At 62.0% G+C, this 17,344-nt stretch carries 21 protein-coding genes; 12 read left to right on the top strand and 9 right to left on the bottom strand.

Annotation, left to right across the window (positions count from 1 at the left end):
• Window positions 1–44 precede the first annotated feature (44 nt).
• A complete protein-coding gene (gene pepN, locus F0185_RS01185) occupies window positions 45–2,687 on the bottom strand; it encodes an aminopeptidase N (RefSeq protein ID WP_167220840.1) in 2,643 nt (880 codons plus the stop codon).
• A 218-nt stretch (window positions 2,688–2,905) separates the two neighbouring features.
• Here pepN and F0185_RS01180 point away from each other — a divergent pair, with 218 nt between their 5' ends.
• A complete protein-coding gene (locus F0185_RS01180) occupies window positions 2,906–3,562 on the top strand; it encodes a DUF4136 domain-containing protein (RefSeq protein WP_167220838.1) in 657 nt (218 codons plus the stop codon).
• Window positions 3,563–3,605: 43 nt separating this feature from the next.
• Here the strand turns inward: F0185_RS01180 and F0185_RS35135 are convergent, their stop codons facing one another.
• Genes F0185_RS35135 through F0185_RS01165 form a run of 4 tightly spaced genes read right to left on the bottom strand, consistent with a single transcriptional unit; the run spans window position 3,606 to window position 6,104 of the window.
• A complete protein-coding gene (locus tag F0185_RS35135) occupies window positions 3,606–3,737 on the bottom strand; it encodes a hypothetical protein (protein ID WP_267875989.1) in 132 nt (43 codons plus the stop codon).
• Window positions 3,734–4,708 carry a quinone oxidoreductase family protein gene (locus F0185_RS01175; protein ID WP_167221295.1) on the bottom strand — a complete coding sequence of 325 codons (975 nt, stop codon included), beginning with the start codon at window positions 4,706–4,708 and terminating at the stop codon, window positions 3,734–3,736. Before F0185_RS01175 ends, F0185_RS35135 begins: the two co-directional genes overlap by 4 nt.
• The gene (locus F0185_RS01170; protein WP_167220836.1) at window positions 4,708–5,139 is read right to left on the bottom strand and encodes a methylglyoxal synthase; all 432 of its coding nucleotides are present in this window, start codon (window positions 5,137–5,139) and stop codon (window positions 4,708–4,710) included. Before F0185_RS01170 ends, F0185_RS01175 begins: the two co-directional genes overlap by 1 nt.
• Window positions 5,140–5,183: 44 nt before the next feature.
• Window positions 5,184–6,104 (bottom strand): DMT family transporter, encoded by a 921-nt coding sequence (locus F0185_RS01165; RefSeq protein WP_167220834.1) that lies wholly within the window; start codon window positions 6,102–6,104, stop codon window positions 5,184–5,186.
• A 111-nt stretch (window positions 6,105–6,215) separates the two neighbouring features.
• Between F0185_RS01165 and F0185_RS01160 the strand changes: the two genes are divergently transcribed.
• From F0185_RS01160 to rng, 8 genes are all read left to right on the top strand, one after another.
• Window positions 6,216–6,941, top strand: coding sequence for a YebC/PmpR family DNA-binding transcriptional regulator (locus tag F0185_RS01160; protein ID WP_167220832.1), 726 nt, complete (start codon window positions 6,216–6,218; stop codon window positions 6,939–6,941).
• 6 nt (window positions 6,942–6,947) lie between these two features.
• Complete coding sequence (purD, locus tag F0185_RS01155; protein WP_167220830.1) at window positions 6,948–8,216, top strand: phosphoribosylamine--glycine ligase; 1,269 nt, start codon at window positions 6,948–6,950, stop codon at window positions 8,214–8,216.
• Window positions 8,217–8,396: 180 nt separating this feature from the next.
• Window positions 8,397–9,308: an oxygen-dependent coproporphyrinogen oxidase gene (gene hemF / locus F0185_RS01150; RefSeq protein ID WP_167220828.1), complete on the top strand. Its 912-nt coding sequence runs from the start codon at window positions 8,397–8,399 to the stop codon at window positions 9,306–9,308.
• On the top strand, window positions 9,305–9,967 hold the full coding sequence (locus F0185_RS01145) for a nicotinate-nucleotide adenylyltransferase (RefSeq protein WP_167220826.1): 663 nt from the start codon (window positions 9,305–9,307) through the stop codon (window positions 9,965–9,967). Before hemF ends, F0185_RS01145 begins: the two co-directional genes overlap by 4 nt.
• Window positions 9,967–10,671: a ribosome silencing factor gene (gene rsfS / locus F0185_RS01140; protein WP_167220823.1), complete on the top strand. Its 705-nt coding sequence runs from the start codon at window positions 9,967–9,969 to the stop codon at window positions 10,669–10,671. Before F0185_RS01145 ends, rsfS begins: the two co-directional genes overlap by 1 nt.
• A gap of 6 nt (window positions 10,672–10,677) precedes the next feature.
• Window positions 10,678–11,148 (top strand): 23S rRNA (pseudouridine(1915)-N(3))-methyltransferase RlmH, encoded by a 471-nt coding sequence (rlmH, locus tag F0185_RS01135; protein WP_166873557.1) that lies wholly within the window; start codon window positions 10,678–10,680, stop codon window positions 11,146–11,148.
• Between the two features lie 22 nt (window positions 11,149–11,170).
• A complete protein-coding gene (locus tag F0185_RS01130) occupies window positions 11,171–11,791 on the top strand; it encodes a Maf family protein (protein ID WP_166889870.1) in 621 nt (206 codons plus the stop codon).
• 77 nt (window positions 11,792–11,868) lie between these two features.
• Window positions 11,869–13,332: a ribonuclease G gene (rng, locus tag F0185_RS01125; RefSeq protein WP_166889867.1), complete on the top strand. Its 1,464-nt coding sequence runs from the start codon at window positions 11,869–11,871 to the stop codon at window positions 13,330–13,332.
• Between the two features lie 41 nt (window positions 13,333–13,373).
• On the opposite strand, the gene F0185_RS01120 is transcribed toward rng, so the two are convergent.
• Together F0185_RS01120 and F0185_RS01115 are read right to left on the bottom strand one after the other, a co-directional pair.
• Window positions 13,374–13,748 carry a hypothetical protein gene (locus F0185_RS01120; RefSeq protein WP_167220821.1) on the bottom strand — a complete coding sequence of 125 codons (375 nt, stop codon included), beginning with the start codon at window positions 13,746–13,748 and terminating at the stop codon, window positions 13,374–13,376.
• 75 nt (window positions 13,749–13,823) lie between these two features.
• Window positions 13,824–14,315: an Hcp family type VI secretion system effector gene (locus tag F0185_RS01115; protein ID WP_167220819.1), complete on the bottom strand. Its 492-nt coding sequence runs from the start codon at window positions 14,313–14,315 to the stop codon at window positions 13,824–13,826.
• 279 nt (window positions 14,316–14,594) lie between these two features.
• On the opposite strand from F0185_RS01115, the gene F0185_RS01110 reads away from it, so the two are divergent.
• The gene (locus tag F0185_RS01110; RefSeq protein ID WP_167220817.1) at window positions 14,595–15,005 is read left to right on the top strand and encodes a hypothetical protein; all 411 of its coding nucleotides are present in this window, start codon (window positions 14,595–14,597) and stop codon (window positions 15,003–15,005) included.
• A 151-nt stretch (window positions 15,006–15,156) separates the two neighbouring features.
• Here the strand turns inward: F0185_RS01110 and F0185_RS01105 are convergent, their stop codons facing one another.
• Entirely contained in the window at window positions 15,157–15,648 is a 492-nt protein-coding gene (locus F0185_RS01105; protein ID WP_166889857.1) for an Hcp family type VI secretion system effector, read from the bottom strand.
• 251 nt (window positions 15,649–15,899) lie between these two features.
• On the opposite strand from F0185_RS01105, the gene F0185_RS01100 reads away from it, so the two are divergent.
• Both F0185_RS01100 and F0185_RS01095 read left to right on the top strand, forming a co-directional pair.
• Entirely contained in the window at window positions 15,900–16,322 is a 423-nt protein-coding gene (locus tag F0185_RS01100) for a hypothetical protein (RefSeq protein ID WP_167220815.1), read from the top strand.
• Window positions 16,315–16,749: a hypothetical protein gene (locus tag F0185_RS01095; RefSeq protein ID WP_167220813.1), complete on the top strand. Its 435-nt coding sequence runs from the start codon at window positions 16,315–16,317 to the stop codon at window positions 16,747–16,749. Before F0185_RS01100 ends, F0185_RS01095 begins: the two co-directional genes overlap by 8 nt.
• A 103-nt stretch (window positions 16,750–16,852) precedes the next feature.
• On the opposite strand, the gene F0185_RS01090 is transcribed toward F0185_RS01095, so the two are convergent.
• Entirely contained in the window at window positions 16,853–17,344 is a 492-nt protein-coding gene (locus F0185_RS01090) for an Hcp family type VI secretion system effector (RefSeq protein ID WP_166889852.1), read from the bottom strand.

The raw sequence follows: 17,344 nt of genomic DNA, 5'->3' as shown, positions 1-17,344 counted from the left end.
CACTTCCCTTTGGTGTGTTTAATATTCTTTGGTCGTCGCGGCGATTAGTTGGCAAGCGCCTTGCTCACCACTTCGCGCACGTCGTTGGATAATTTTTTCACGCCGGCGACCTTCTGCAAGGCCTTCTTCATCTGCGCCTGCAAGGCCGGCGCGTACCTGCGCCAGCGGTCCATCGAGCGCGCCAGGCGGCTGGCCACTTGCGGGTTCAGGGCGTCGAGCGCGATGACCTGCTCGGCCCAGAAGGCGTAGCCACTGCCGTCCGGCGCGTGGAACTGCGACGGATTGCCGACGCAGAAAGTAAATACCAGGCTGCGCGCGCGGTTCGGATTTTTGATGTTGAAGGCCGCATGGCGCATCAACGCGCGCACCGCCGCCACGTCGGTGGCCGGGGCCGAGGCCTGCATCGCGAACCACTTGTCGATCACCAGCGCCTCATTGTCGAAATCGGCGTAGAACGCTTGCAGCGCCGCCTGCGCCGAGCCGGCGCCGGAGTGGATCAGGGCCGCCAGCGCGGCCACCCGGTCGGTCATGTTGCTGGCGTTGTCGAACTGCGCCTGCGCCAGCGCGATACTGTCTTCGCCGGAGGTAGACGCCAGGTAGGCCAGGGCCAGGTTCTTCAGGCCGCGTCGCCCCGCCGACAAGGCATCGGGACTGTACGCGCCCGGGGTCTGGTTGGCGTCGTACTGTGCGCGCAGCTCGACGCGCAGCGCCTCGCCGACGGTGCGCCGCATGAACTGGCGCGCCTGGTGGATGGCCTGCGGATTAACGACCTCCATCTGATCGGCGATCATGCTCTCGGACGGCAGCAGCAAGGCCTGCTCGCGGAAGGCGGCATCGAGCGATTCGTCGGCCAGGATCTTGCGCAGCGCTTCGATGAAGGTGCTGTCCAGTTCAAGCGTGTCGCCCGCGGCCACGGCGCTTGTGAGCTTGAGCAGGCGCGCCATGGCCAGGCGCTGGCCCGCTTCCCAGCGGTTGACCGGGTCGCTGTCATGGCTGAACAGGTGCAGCAATTCGGTATCGGTGTAATCGTATTCCAGCACCACGGGCGCCGAAAAATCGCGCAGGATCGATGGCGTCGGCGCTTCCTTCACACCGGTAAAGCGGAAGGTGCGGGTGGCGTCGGTCAGTTCCAGCACGGCGGTCACGGCGTCAAGGCCATCGACGTTCAGGTGCAGGTCGCGCCCGTCGGCGCCGAGCAGGCCCACCGCCACCGGAATATGAAACGGCAGCTTGTTTTCCTGGCCGGGCGTGGCCGGGCAGCGCTGGGTCAAGGTCAGCTCGTAGGTTTGAGCGTCGCCGTCGTAGCGTCCTTCGGCGCGCACCACGGGCGTGCCGGCCTGGCTGTACCAGCGCTCGAACTGCGACAGGTCGCGCCCGCCCGCATCGGCCATGGCGGCGCGGAAATCGTCGCAGGTCACCGCCTGGCCGTCATGCCGTTCGAAATACAGGTCCATGCCCTTGCGGAAGCGTTCGCGCCCGAGCAGGGTCTGGTACATGCGCACCACCTCCGCGCCTTTTTCGTAGACGGTCACGGTGTAGAAGTTATTGATCTCCACAAAAGAATCGGGCCGCACCGGATGCGCCATCGGCCCGGCGTCTTCCGGAAACTGGGCCTGGCGCAGGGTGCGCACCTGGTCGATGCGGGTCACCGCGCGCCCGCTCTCGGTGCCGATCATGTCGGCCGAGAATTCCTGGTCGCGGAACACCGTCAGCCCTTCTTTCAGCGACAGCTGGAACCAGTCGCGGCACGTGATGCGGTTGCCGGTCCAGTTGTGGAAGTACTCATGCCCGACCACCGCTTCGATACCGGCGTAGTCGATATCGGTGGCCACGCGCGGGTTGGCCAGCACGAACTTGGTGTTGAAGATGTTCAGGCCCTTGTTTTCCATCGCGCCCATGTTGAAGTCGCCCACGGCGACGATCATGAAGCGGTCCAGGTCGAGTTCGAGCCCGAAGCGCTCTTCATCCCAGCGGATCGAGTTCTTGAGCGACTGCATGGCGTAATCGGTCTTGTCGAGGTTGCCCTCCTCCACCCACACCTGGAGCAGCGCCGAGCGCCCGTCGGCCAGTTTGAACGTTTCTTCCTGGCACACCAGGCGCGCCGCCACCAGCGCGAACAGGTACGAGGGCTTCTTGAACGGGTCTTCCCATTTGGCAAAGTGGCGCCCATCGCCCAGTTCGCCTTCTTCGATCAAGTTGCCGTTCGACAGCAGCACCGGATAGGTGGCCTTATCGGCGCGCAACATCACCGTGTATTTCGCCATCACGTCGGGACGGTCGGGGAAATACGTGATGTTGCGGAAACCTTCCGCCTCGCATTGGGTGAAAAAGTTGCCGTTCGATACGTACAACCCGTTCAAGGTCGTATTCTTGACCGGTGTCGTCAGGGTTTCGATTTCCAGGGTCACCGCGTCGGGCGCGTTGGGGATGACCAGCATCTTGTCGTCGAGGCGGTAATCGCGCTTGGACAGGGTCTTGCCATTCATGCGCAGCGCCACCAGGATGATATTTTCTCCGTGCAACTCAATCTCGCGCACCTTGCTCTCCGGATTGCGCGTCATGGTCAGGCGGCTGGCGACGATGGTGCGCTGCGGGTCGAGATCAAAGCCAAGTTCGACCGTTTCCACCATAAAGCCGGGCGGGGTGTAATCTTTGCGATAGATGGTTTGCGGAGTGTCTGTGCGCATGGGATCTCGGAAGGGACGGTGAGTCGGGAGTCTATTTTACCAATACCACAAGCTTGCGCCGCGCCTCATTGCCTCGGATTGCCTCGCTTTTGCCTGTATCGCAGTGTGAACGGGGGTAACAACTTGTAAAAATTCTGCGAAAATAGACTGTGAGCCATAAAGTTAGCTTCGGTGAAATCCGTTTTGAGTGATGGGAGTAGCGTCATGGGAGTAAGACAATGAAACGATTATTGATGGCCGCCGGTGCGGCCTTGACCCTGCTGCTGGGAGGCTGCGCCACCACCATCCGCAGCGATGTGACCACCTTCCACCAGTGGCCGGCCGAGTTGCAGGACAAGACCTATGTGTTCGAAGCGCCGCCGGTGCAGGACGACACGCTCGAACTGCGCAGCTACCAGAACCTGGTGCGCGGCGAGCTGACGCGCCTCGGTTTCCGAGACGCCGGCGAAAGCGGCAAGCCGACCCTGAAAATCTCGATGCGCTTCACCACCACCGATATCCCGGTGCGCATCGTCGAAGTGGTCGATCCCTTCTTTTACGCCAGCCCGCGCTTCGCCTTCGGCGGCTACGGCTATCGCGGCCGCCACTGGGGCGCGCGGCGCTACTGGGGCGGCTGGCACAGCCCCTTCTACGATCCGTTCTGGACCGGCGCGCCGATGTACCGCGAACGCATCGATCACCAGTACCGGCGCGAACTGCAGGTCGGCATCAAGTCCATCCCCGACGGCAAGCGCCTGTTCGACGTCACCGTGCATAACATGAGCCGCGACATGTCCACCCCGGCGCTGATGCCGGCGCTGGTGCACAGCGCCTTTGCCGAATTCCCGGGCGTGAGCGGAGTGGCGCGGCGGGTCGAACTGAAACGCGAAGGCTGATTGGCCGGCATTACAAACAACGCGCTCCACGGAGCGCGTTTTTTCATGGATGGCCGAGCCACGCTTCCGAACCGAAGGTGATGCCGACGATCAGCAGCACCGCCAGCACCAGCCCGATCAACAAGCGCCCGAACTTGGGCGAACCGTCGTCGGGCTTGCCATCCGGCGCGCTCATGGCACCAGGATCGACGAACCGGTCGTCTTGCGCGCTTCAAGGTCAATATGCGCCTGCGCGGCGTCGGCCAGCTTGTAGGTCTGGTGGACAGCGATCTTCACCTCGCCGCTGGCAACCACCGCGAACAGGTCGGCGGCCATCGCTTCGAGGTCGGCCCGCTTGGCGGCGTAGCTGAACAGGGTCGGGCGGGTGATGAACAGCGAGCCGCGCGAGGACAGTTCGGCCAGCGAAAAATCGGGCACGGGGCCGGAGGCGCTGCCGAAGCTGACCATCATCCCCAGCGGGCGCAGGCAGTCGAGCGACTTGATAAAGGTGTCCTTGCCGATCGAGTCGTACACCACCGAGACTTTTTCGCCGTTGGTGATCTCCATCACGCGCGCCACGAAATCCTCGGTGTTGTAGTTGATGACATGGCTGCAGCCGGCGGCCTTGGCCAGCGCCGCTTTTTCGTCGGAACCGACGGTGCCGATCATGTTCACGCCCAGCGCGCGCGCCCACTGCGAGGCGATCAGGCCTACGCCGCCGGCGGCCGCGTGGAACAAAATGGTGTCGCCGCGCTTGAGCGGCACGGTGCGGCGGAACAGGTACTGCACGGTCAGCCCCTGCAGCATCATGGCGGCGCCGGTTTCGAACGAGATCGCGCTTGGTAAGCGCAGCAGCAGCGCGGATGGCATGTTGCGCACCTCGCAGTAAGCCCCGTTCGGACGGCCGGCGTAGGCCACGCGGTCGCCTACGGCCACCTCGGTCACGCCCTCGCCGATCGCCTCGACCACGCCCGCGCCTTCCATGCCCAGGCCCGCCGGCAGCGGCTGCGGATACAAACCGGTGCGGAAGTACACGTCGATAAAATTGATGCCGCAGGCGGCGTGGCGCACGCGCGCTTCGCCCGGTCCGGGCTCGCCCACTTCCACGTCGACGTATTCCATGACTTCGGGACCGCCGGTGCGGTTCATGCGGATTGCTTTTGCCATCATGCTGGACTCCTGTCTGTTTCTGGTTCTGGGATGGATTGGGCGGCCGCCAGCCTGAGGTGCGAGAGCAGCACATGGGCGGTCGACAAATTGGTGGCGCAAGCGACGTTGTGGACGTCGCAGGCGCGCACCAGCGCGTTGATGTCCGGTTCGTGCGGCTGCGGCGTCATCGGGTCGCGCAGGAACACCACCGCGTCGACCTGCCCTTCGACCAGGGCCGCGCCGATCTGCAGGTCGCCGCCGAACGGGCCGGACTCCTTGCGTTCCACCGCCAGCCCCAGTTCCATGATCAGGCGCGCGCCGGTGGTGCCGGTCGCCATCAGCTGGCAGCCGCGCAGGAAATCGACGTACTCGCCGGCGAGCACGATCATGTCGTCCTTCTTCTTGTCGTGCGCGATCAGGGCGATGCGCGGCATGGTCGGTGGGTTCATTCGGTCGCTTTCATGGGTCGGGGTTGATGGTGAATGACTGATGACTACTTTTTCTTCGACAGCATATAAATCCCCGCCAGTACCATCGCGGTGCCGCCCAGCTGCACGGCGGTGATCGGCTCGCCCAGCACCAGCGCGCCGAGGAACAGGGTCGAGACGGGGCCGATCATGCCGGCCTGCGAGGCGGTGGAGGCGCCGATGCGCTGCACCGCGATCATGGTCATGAAGACCGGCAGCACGGTGCAAAAAATCCCGTTGGCCAGCGAGTACCAGTACACCGCCGCCGGCTGCACCAGCATCGAGGCGGGCCGCAGCACGAAGAACTGGCCGATGCACACCGCGCTCGAGACGCACATCGCATACGCCACCAGGCGCAGGGAGCCGATGCGGCGCACCATCTCGCCCGACATCAACAGGTAGACCGCGTACGACAGCGCCGAACCGAGTACCAGCAACGCCCCGATGCTTGTGCTGCCGGCGCCGCCCTGCAGGTCGTGCACGAACACCAGCACGATGCCGCAGTACGACACGAGCAGCGCCAGCCACTCGATGCGGCTGATGTGGCGCTTGAGGAACACCGAGGTAATGAGCAGGACAAACGTCGGCGTGAGGAACAGGATCAGGCGTTCCAGCCCGACCGAGATGAATTGCAGGCCGAGGAAGTCGAGAAAACTGGAGAGGTAGTAGCCGACCACGCCCAGCAACACCAGGCGCCAGCGGTCGGCCACCGGCAGCGGCGCTTCGCTGCGCATCTTCCAGATGGCGACGGCGGCGAACACCGGCAGCGAGAACAGCATGCGGAACGCGAGCACGGTGACGGCGTCGACGTGGTAGCGGTACATCAGCTTGGCCAGCACCGCCTTGGTCGAAAACAGCACCGCGCCCGCGATGGCCAGCGTCAGGCCGGCCATCACGGCCGGGCGCGGGGTCGGGTGGGCGGCGGTGGCCGTTGCGCTTTTGTTCATGCAGCGATTGTAGAACGAATCGCGCAAACTGGCTGGAGGCCGGCGGATTTTGACAAGGCCGCTATGGTAAAATGTCGGCCATTGATGCATACCGTCTAAGGAAATTTCGACATGGCTGGACACAGCAAATGGGCCAATATCAAACACAAGAAGGCCGCCACCGACGCCAAGCGCGGCAAGATCTGGACCCGATTGATCAAGGAAATCACCGTTGGCGCGCGCATGGGCGGCCCCGACATCGCCACCAACCCGCGCCTGCGCCTGGCGGTGGAGAAGGCGGCTGACGCCAATATGCCGAAAGAGAACGTCACGCGCGCCATCCAGCGCGGCTCGGGCGGACTCGAAGGCGTGAACTACGAAGAGGTGCGCTACGAAGGCTACGGCATCGGCGGCGCGGCCATCATCGTCGACTGCATGACCGACAACCGCGTACGCACGGTGGCCGAAGTGCGGCACGCCTTCAATAAACACGGCGGCAACATGGGCGCCGAAGGTTCGGTCGCGTTCATGTTCAAGCACTGCGGCCAGTTCCTGTTCGCGCCCGGCGTGGATGAAGACAAGTTGATGGAAGCGGCCCTGGAGGCCGGCGCCGACGACGTGGTGGCCGACGAAGAAGGCGGCTTCGAAGTGCTGTGCGATCCGTTCGCTTTCGCGGCCGTGAAAGAAGCATTGGAAGCTGCCGGCTTCAAGGCCGAAGTGGCCGAGATCATCATGAAGCCATCGACCGAAACCGTGATCGGCGGCGAAGACGGCATCAAGATGCAAAAAATTCTCGACGCGCTCGAGAACCTCGACGATGTGCAGGAAGTCTATACCAACGTCCTGATCGAAGATTAAGCTCCTATGAAAATCCTGGTAGTCGGCTCTGGCGGCCGTGAACATGCACTGGCCTGGAAACTGGCCCAATCCGAACGTATCCAGATGGTCTACGTCGCCCCCGGCAATGGCGGTACGGCGCGCGACATCCGCCTCGTCAACGTCGAACTGTCGGACCCGGAGCAACTGGCCGAATTCGTCCAGCGCGAAGGCATCGCACTGACCGTGGTCGGCCCCGAAACGCCGCTGGCGGCCGGCATCGTCAACCTGTTCCGCGGTCGCGGCCTGAAGATTTTCGGCCCCACAAAGGAAGCGGCGCAGCTCGAAAGCTCGAAAGACTTCGCCAAGGCGTTCATGCAGCGTCACGGCATTCCGACGGCGACCTACCAGACGTTTTCGGATGTGGCGCAGGCGCATGCCTACATCGACGCCAACGGCGCGCCGATCGTCATCAAGGCCGACGGCCTGGCTGCCGGCAAGGGCGTGGTGGTGGCCATGACACTCGAAGAAGCGCACCAGGCGGTCGACCATATGCTCGCTGATAACCGCTTCGGCGACGCCGGCGCGCGCATCGTGATCGAAGAGTTTTTGGCGGGCGAGGAAGCGAGCTTCATCGTCATGTGCGACGGCAAAAACATTTTGCCGCTGGCGACCAGCCAGGATCACAAGCGCCTGAAGGATGCGGACGAAGGCCCGAACACGGGCGGCATGGGCGCGTATTCGCCGGCGCCGATCGTCACGCCGGCCATGCACGCGCGCGTGATGCGCGAGATTATCAACCCGACCATCAACGGCATGGCCAAGGACGGCATTACGTTCACCGGCTTTTTGTACGCAGGGCTGATGATCGACGACAAAGGCAATCCGAGGACGCTGGAATTTAACTGCCGCATGGGCGACCCGGAGACGCAGCCGATCATGGCGCGCCTCAAGAGCGACCTGGTATTGGTGATGGAGCATGCGGTCAATGGCACGCTCGACACGGTCGAACTGGAATGGGACCGCCGCACGGCGGTGGGCGTGGTGCTGGCCGCTGCCGGCTATCCGGACGATCCGCGCAAGGGCGATGTGATCGACGGCATTCCCGCCGAAACGCCGGAATGCGTGACCTTTCATGCGGGTACCCGGCAGCTTGACGGCAAGCTGGTGACCAACGGTGGACGCGTGCTGTGCGTGGTGGGCTTGGGCGACAGCGTCAAGATGGCGCAGAAGCAGGCTTACGAGACGGTCGACAAGATCCACTTCAACGGCGCGCAGTTCCGCCGTGATATCGGGTGGCGTGGGTTGAAGCACTAAGAATAGACCACGACCGCTTACATCGTCGTCCCCGCGAAGGCGGGGATCCATACCACCTCAGATCATAGGTGCCATGGGTCCCCGCCTGCGCGGGGAAGACGTTTTCAGGGGCTATATCATAAAACACCGGCACGGTGTACAATTCGTCCTCAATTTTTATTCCCCGATCCCGCTCCCCCGATGTCATCCCCCTCCCCTGCGGCCGTCAAGGCCTGGCTACTCGACCTGCAAGCGCGCATCGTGCAATCACTCGAAGAAGCCGACGGCAAGCCCTTCCTGCGCGAAGAATGGCAACGTCCCGAGGGCGGCGGCGGTATCTCGCGCCTGATCGAGGAAGGCAATGTCCTGGAGCGCGGCGGCGTGAACTTCTCGCACGTGATGGGCGCCAACCTGCCGCCGTCGGCCGCGGCCTCGCGTCCCGAACTGGCCGGCCGCGCCTGGGAAGCGATGGGCGTGTCGCTGGTGATCCACCCACGCAATCCGTACGCGCCCACGGTTCACATGAACGTGCGCTTCTTCACCGCCACCGCAGCGGGGGAAGAACCCGTTTGGTGGTTCGGCGGCGGCATGGACCTGACGCCCTACTACGGCGACGAGGGCGATACGCGCCACTTCCACCAGACCTGCCACGATGCGCTCGCGCCCTTCGGCAGCACCTTGCACGCGCGCTTCAAGCACTGGTGCGACGATTACTTTTACCTGAAACACCGCAAGGAGCCGCGCGGCGTGGGCGGGATTTTCTTCGACGACTTCAACGAAGCCGGGTTCGAGCTCTCGTACGCGATGACGCAAAGCGTGGGCGACTCCTTCGTCAATGCCTACCTGCCGATCCTGATGGCCCGCAAGGACACGCCGTATGGCGAGCGCGAACGCGACTTCCAGGCCTACCGGCGCGGGCGCTATGTCGAATTTAACCTGGTGTGGGATCGCGGCACCCTGTTCGGCCTGCAGTCGGGCGGACGCACCGAAGCGATCCTGATGTCGATGCCGCCGATCGTCAAGTGGCGCTACGACTGGCATCCGGAAGCCGGCAGCGCCGAAGCGAAGCTGTACAGCGACTTCCTGGTCCATCGCGACTGGCTTCTTACGTGACCTTGTGCGTCGCACTGCTGGGAGGCAGTTTCGACCCGGTCCATAACGGTCATGTGGCGTTGGCCACCTTGTTTGCCACCCTGCTCGAACCGGACCAGTTGCGCATCCTGCCGGCCGGCAGTCCGTGGCAAAAAAGCGGCTTGCAGGCGCGCGACGCCGACCGCATCGCCATGCTGCGGCTGGCCTTCGGCGGCGCCGCTGCCGATATTACGAAGGCGGTCACGCTGGACCTGCAGGAAATCGAACGCGGCACGCCGACCTACACCATCGACACCTTGCGCAGCGTACGCGCCGAACTCGGGCCGCAAGCATCGATCGTATTCCTGATGGGGTCCGACCAGTTGCAGCAGCTCGACAGCTGGCGCGAATGGCGGCAGCTGTTCGAACTGGCCCATATCGGCGTGGCTGCGCGCCCTGGATTTTCGATGGCCGATGCGGCGTTGCCGGCGGCCGTCGCCGAAGAACTCACCATGCGCCGGGGCAGCCTGGCGCAATTGCGTAACACCCCGTCCGGCAGGGCTTACCTGGCCGAGACGCTGGATGTGGACATCTCCGCCACCCAGATTCGTGCGGCATTACAACGGGGCGAGAAGGCAAACTCGCTTATCTCCCCGGTAGTGCTAGACTATATTCAACAACATAATTTATACGAAATCTAATGGATATTAAAAAACTGCAGACCCTCGTCGTCGACGCCCTCGAAGACGTGAAGGGCCAGGACATTACCGTGTTCGATACCGTTCACCTGACCAGCCTCTTTGACCGCATCGCCGTCGTTTCCGGCACCTCCAACCGTCAGACCAAGGCGCTGGCCGCCTCCGTGCGCGACAAGGTCAAGGCAGCCGGCGGCGACGTGATCGGCATCGAAGGCGAAGACACCGGCGAATGGGTCCTGGTCGATCTGGGCGACATGATCGTCCACATCATGCAGCCGGCGATCCGCCAGTACTACCGTCTCGAAGAAATCTGGGGCGACAAGCCGGTCAAGCTCGGCGCGGCCAAGCGCAAGGGCACCGTGGAAGCGGCCGAAGCGGCCGAAGTCAAGCCGAAGTCGAAGCACCTGGCCTCGACCCAGGAAGCGCCTGAAGTCAAGCCGGTCAACGAGCGCAAACCAGCCGCCAAAAAAGCCGCCGCCGCCAAGACCACAGCCGCCGCCAAAAAAGCGCCAGCCAAAAAAGCCGCGTCGAAAGCCGTCGGCAAAGTGGTCAAGGTCGCCGCGACCAAGACCGAAGAAGCCGCCGTCAAGGCCCTCAAGGCACTGCCGCCGAAACGCGCCGCCGCCGTCAAGGCCCCGAAAGCCCCGGCCGACGCCGTGCCGGTCAAGAAAGTCATCAAGCGCGTCGCCAAAAAAGACGCAGAGTAAGCATCGATGCAGCTCATGATCGCTGCGGTCGGCCACAAGATGCCCGCCTGGATCGAGACCGGCTTTTCCGAGTACACGAAGCGCATGCCGCCTGAATTGCGCATCGTGCTCAAGGAAATCAAGCCGGTCGAACGTTCCGGCAGCAAGACGGCGGCCACCGCCATGGCGCTCGAACGCGAGCGCATCGAAGCGGTCCTGCCCAAGAACGCACGCATCATCGCGTTGGATGAACGCGGCAAGGACCTGACCAGCGTGGGCCTGTCCCAACAGCTGATGCAATGGCAGCAGGACGGGCGCGACACCGTCTTCCTGATCGGCGGGGCCGACGGCCTCGATCCCGAACTCAAGGCGCGCGCCGAGGGGCTGATTCGTATTTCCAGTATGACGCTCCCGCACGGCATCGTGCGTGTTATGCTTGCCGAGCAGTTGTATAGGGCGTGGTCGATCACGCAGAATCACCCTTATCATCGCGTCTGACAAAAGGGAATGCGGGAATCCGATGAAACCGATCGACAGAAAAATCTACCTTGCCTCGAAAAGCCCGCGCCGGCGCGAATTGCTGCGCCAGATCGGCGTGGAATTCGAGCTGCTCACCTTGCGCAACGATACGCCGCGCGGACCGGACGTGACCGAAGTGGTGCACCCGGGCGAAGCGGCCATCGACTACGTGGCGCGGGTGGCCAACGAAAAAGCGGCCTTCGGCTGGAACATGGTGCAGAACCGCCGCCTGACCCTGCGTCCGGTGCTGGCGGCCGACACCACCGTCACCATCGACGGCGCCATCCTCGGCAAACCCGGCTCGCCCAACGAGGCCATGGAAATGCTCGAACGCCTGTCCGGCCGCACGCACCAGGTGCTGACCGCCATCGCGGTCCACCACACCGACATGAAGCGCCAGGTCACGCAAGTGTCGCAGGTGCGCTTCGCCAAGCTGTCGGCGGCCTCGATCAAGGCCTACTGCTCCACTCCCGAACCGTACGACAAGGCCGGCGGCTACGGCCTGCAAGGCCTGGCCGCGCTGTTCGTCGAACATATCGAAGGCAGCCATTCGGGCATCGTCGGACTGCCGCTGTTCGAGACCGCGCAACTGCTGCGCGAAGCGGGCATTCCGCTGGCCTGATGCGCGTTTGCGCGCGCGCCGGTCGCGCCTCCTCGGCCTCGTCCCTAACACTCACATCTGCACGGCGGCCCTGAACCATGAACGAAGACATCCTGATCAACATCACTCCGCAGGAGACGCGCGTGGCGCTCATCCTGCAAGGCGCCGTGCAGGAACTGCACATCGAGCGCACCCTCACGCGCGGGCTGGCCGGCAACGTCTACTCGGGCAAGGTGGTGCGCGTGCTGCCGGGGATGCAGTCGGCCTTTATCGACATCGGCCTCGAACGCGCGGCCTTTTTGCACGTGGCCGACATCTGGGAAGCGCGCACCCACGAAGGCCCGAGCGTGGCGCCGACCCCGATCGAGAAGATCCTGTTCGACGGCCAGGTGCTGACGGTGCAGGTGATCAAGGACCCGATCGGCACCAAGGGCGCGCGCCTGTCGACCCAGATTTCGATCGCCGGGCGCATGCTGGTATACCTGCCGCAGGACAGCCATATCGGCATCTCGCAAAAGATCGAAAAGGAGTCCGAGCGCGAACTGCTGCGCACGCGCCTTCACAGCCTGCTGCCGGCCGAGGAAAAAGGCGGCTACATCGTGCGCACCATGGCCGAGGAAGCGTCCGACAGCGACCTGGCGGCCGATGTGGACTACCTGCGCAAGACCTGGAGCGCGATTCTGCACGGCGCCAAGACGCGCCCCGCCACCAGCCTGCTGTACCAGGACCTGAGCCTGGCCCAGCGCGTGCTGCGCGACTTCGTGCACGACGAAACGGCCACCATCCAGGTCGACTCGCGCGAGAACCACGCCATGCTGGTCGAATTTGCCAAAGCCTACACGCCGACGGTGCTCACGCGCTTGCAGCACTACACGGGCGAGCGCCCGCTGTTCGACCTGTACGGCGTGGAAGAAGAGATCCTGCGCGCGCTGGGACGGCGCGTGGACCTCAAATCGGGCGGCTACCTGATCGTCGACCAGACCGAGGCCATGACGACCATCGATGTGAATACCGGCGGCTTTGTGGGCGGGCGCAATTTTGCCGATACCATTTTCAAGACCAACCTGGAAGCGGCGCATGCGATCGCGCGCCAGCTGCGGCTGCGTAACCTGGGCGGGATCATCATCCTCGACTTCATCGACATGGACAACAACGAGCACCGGCACGCGGTGCTGCAGGAGTTGAAAAAGACCTTGTCGCGCGACCGCACCAAGGTATCGGTGTCGAATTTTTCGGCGCTGGGACTGGTGGAAATGACGAGGAAGCGCACGCGCGAGTCGCTCGCGCACATCCTGTGCGAGCCCTGCCCGGCCTGCGCCGGCAAGGGCCAGGTAAAAACCAGCCGCACGATCTGCTACGAGATCCTGCGCGAGTTGATGCGCGAAGCGAAGCAATTCAATCCGCGCGAGTTCCGCATCCTGGCCTCGCAAGAGGTGGTGGACCTGTTCCTGGAAGAGGAGTCGCAGCACCTGGCGATGCTGGGGGATTTTATCGGCAAGCAGATTTCGCTGCAGGTCGAGACCGCGTACCACCAGGAGCAGTACGACGTGATCCTGATGTAGTTGCGCGGCTGTCGTTCATCCGCTGCGGCGGATCGAACGCGCTAGCAGCTGGCGCCGCCGATGCTTTTACCGGTGCGCAAATCGAATCCGAAATAGCAAGCGTAACCACTGTCCGGATAATAGAAGCACGACACGCCATCCTTGTTCCGCTCGCGGTACCCCGGTTCGGTCGTGCACTTGTTCTTTTCATCCGGGTGCATCGCATCGAACAGGTCTTTTGCCACCTTGCCTTCGACCCGGATCGACACCTTGCTGTCATTGCGGGTCGGAGGCTGCCGCTCGCCCAGGGTGCCACTGTAAACCAGGTACTCGCCCTTGAGCGGCTTGTAAGGACCTTCCCAAGGCTCTTTCTCGGCGGCGCTGGCGTGTGAAACCAAGCCGGTCGCAAGCGACAGCAATATAAGGATATTCTTCATTCCGGCTCATGCATCAGGATAAGGTCGATCTGGGGTGTCGTGAAAGTAAAAGGGCGGCCAGCGGCCGCCCCTGCGTCAGACCACTTTATTGGCTGCCGCGTCCCAGCCGCCGGACGTGTTGCCGCCGGCGCCACCGCCGATTTTTTGCTGGACGTACTTCCACTTCACCTTCGAGAATTTCAGGGCCACGCTTTCAGTCATGATGCTGCCAGCGCCAACGCTCGGCGCCACGTGCCCGACCAGCACGTTTTCCAGTTCGATCTCGTAATACTTGATCCGTTCGCCGGCGCCATCGGCACGCCAGAATTCAAACTTCGCTTTTGGCAGCGTCTTGCCCGAAGCGCAGTTTTGCGCGAGCAAAGGCGAGGCCAGGTCGGCGATTTTGACAAAGCTAATTTCCGACAATTCGGCGCGCTCGGCGGTGTGGCCGCCGGCGGTCGAGGAAGTCGCGGAACGTGGCTGCGAAACAGCCCACGCGACAGATTCGCACTCGATCCAATCCTTGTGCGTGGAATCGGCGGACTCGCCTTTGATGCCGTCGATTTGGAGGTAAACGTCAATTGCCATAAGAGCTCCCGGAAAAAGGCGAAATCGCCGCCTTTATTATAGCAAGATAATTAATGTTGATTTAATTGGTAACCTGATGATTAACTGTTAAATATGCGCAGGCCGATCGCCACACATGCCGCTGCCGGGCATTCGCTTGGAGGATCGGGCTGGCGCATGCTATGCTAAAAAATTGCAATATGTATAATGATAACTGGTAAAACGATGACTATCCTGGCAAACAACGATACGCCAATGGGCACATTGACGGCGCCCTTCGCCCACCGGCGTGCGCTGGGCATGGCGGCCACTGTACTGCTGTGCGCTTGCCTGATTCCGGCCGCCCATGCGAAAAAATGCACCGAAAAGCAGGCGGACGCCTTCGAAGCCATGGTCGATCACCTCGACAGCTGGGAAAAGGTCGACCAGTTACGCAAACAATACGGTCACTGCGACGATGGCGGTCCTGCCGAACTCCTGTCGGAAGCGATCGCATTGCAGTTGGCGGACCGTTGGGAGTCACTGCCTGAACTGGCAAAATTGATCGAGCGCGATCGCGCGCTCAAGCCCTTCGTGCTGGGGCATGTGGACAGCACCCTCAATGACAGAGAAGTAAACAGAATCCAGGTACAGGCAACGTCGTCGTGTCCGGCGGGCTTGAAAAGGCTGTGTGCGGAACTGAAAAAAAGGGCGGCGGACGCATTCAAGTAAAGAACGCGAGGAGCGTCAGCCAGGCGGCCGCAGAGGCCCTCGGATAAAAAAACGCTTGCGGAGAATGACTCTCGCGCAAGCGTTTTTGCTGTGCACCGTGGGCGGTATCCGCCCCGGTGCGGCGAACGGCAGCGACTAGGCCGCCGCCCTCTTATACAACCTTGTTGAGCGCCGCGTCCCAACCGCCGGACGTATTGCCGCCGGCGCCACCGCTGATTTTCTGTTGGGTGTATTTCCACTTCACCTTCGAGAATTTCAGGGCGACGCTTTCGGTCATCACGCTGCCAGCGCCAACGCTTGGCGCCACGTGGCCGATCAGAACGTTTTCCAGTTCGATTTCGTAGTATTTGATACGTTCGCCGGCGCCATCCGCGCGCCAGAATTCGAGCTTCGCTTTTGCCAGGGTTTTACCGGAAGCGCAGTTTTGCGCGAGCAAAGGCGAGGCCAGGTCGGCGATCTTGACAAAGCTAATTTCCGACAATTCGGCGCGCTCGGCGGTGTGACCACCAGCGGTCGAGGAAGTTGCCGAACGTGGCTGCGAGACAGCCCAAGCGACGGATTCGCACTCGATCCAATCCTTGTGGCCAGAATCGGCCGACTCGCCTTTGATGCCGTCGATTTGGAGGTATACGTCAATTGCCATAGTAGTTTCCTAAGGTCAGGGCGGAATTGCCTTTCACTATTATAACAAAAGCAGCAACGTTGAAATTATGTATTACCATAAAAATAATTGTTAAATCAAGCGTATGAAAGCGCTCGTGCAGCCTTGGCCTCGCTGGACCGGTCCTCACGCGCGCTCCCGCCGGCCGCCAATGCCGGGATTTGAAGTTTGTTTCGATGATTTTATGCTATGCTGCCAAATTGCAATTAAGTCAACTCTGATGAGAGTAAAACATGTCTACTTTGGTATGTAATGGCGCCACGCACCCGATTCATCTTTACGATAACGACACGACGCTGAACGGCTCTTGGGTGGCATATAACAATGTAGACAGTCGCGCCACATTGCCCCATGTTCCCAATCGCAGCTATATGACGCACGTCCGGGATGCGAACGGCAAGTATGGTTTGCATGGGATCGTCCGCTTCTTCGTGCCAGGCCACAAAGGGATCGGCGCGCATTCCGGCCGGCTTCATTACCGAACCAACCCAGGCCCGCAACATCCGACTATGGGATGCATTCGCACCACAGACGAAGCAATGGCGGTGATCAAGGACCATATGCGCACATCTCCCATCACTGCGGTTCGCGTGGAACACAACTGTGGCACGCATACACACTGCGCACCACACCGCAACAGGCCTGCTCATGCATAAGGCCGCCTTGAAGATTGGCGCCGCACTTCTGTTGTGCGCTTTCCTTAGCCCGGCCGCCCATGCGAAAAAAAGATGCACGCGAGCTGACGCCGACGCCGCCCAAGCGATGATCGATCATCTCGGTAGCTGGGAAAAGATCGACGAGGGACGCAGGCGATACGGTCAATGCGACGACGGCAGCATTTCGGAGGGCATTTCAGAAGCGGTGGCGCGCCGGCTGGTCGACAATTGGGACACATTGCCCACGCTGGCGAACCTGATCAAGAAAGATCGCGCGTTGCAGCCTTTTGTAACGAGGCATTTGAATGGAACGTTGAATAGCGACGACCTGGAAAAAATCCAGGTGCTGGCAATGTCTTCGTGCCGGCCTGAATTGAAAAAGCTGTGCGCCGATTTGAAACGCGCGGCCACGGAAGGACTCCGATAAAAAAACGCTTGAGGAGGATGCACTCTCCCTCAAGCGTTTTTGCTTGCACCATGAGCAGCATGTGCGCATGGTGCGCGAACGGCGACCAGCGGCCGCCGTTCGTTTATACAACCTTGTTGAGCGCCGCGTCCCAACCACCGGACGTATTGCCGCCAGTGCCGCCACCGATTTTTTGTTGCGTGTATTTCCACTTCACTTTCGAGAATTTCAGTGCAACGCTTTCAGCCATGATGCTGCCGGCGCCGACGCTCGGAGCGATGTGCCCGATCAGTACGTTTTCCAGTTCGATCTCGTAGTACTTCACGCGCTCGCCCGTGCCATCGGCACGGAAGAATTCGAACTTCGCTTTTGCCAGGGTTTTACCCGAAGCGCAGTGTTGCGCCAGCACTGGCGAAGCCAGGTCGGCGATTTTTACAATGCTGATTTCCGACAACTCAGCGCGCTCGGCGGTGTGACCACCGGCGGTCGAGGAAGTGGCCGAACGTGGCTGCGAAATTGCCCAAGCCACCGATTCACACTCGATCCAGTCCTTGTGGGTGGAATCGGCGGACTCGCCTTTTACGCCTTCGATTTGGAGGTATACGTCAATTGCCAT

This window comes from Massilia rubra, assembly GCF_011682065.1.
GTDB lineage: Bacteria > Pseudomonadota > Gammaproteobacteria > Burkholderiales > Burkholderiaceae_D > Telluria_A > Telluria_A rubra.
This window is presented reverse-complemented; position numbering and strand designations above follow the sequence as displayed.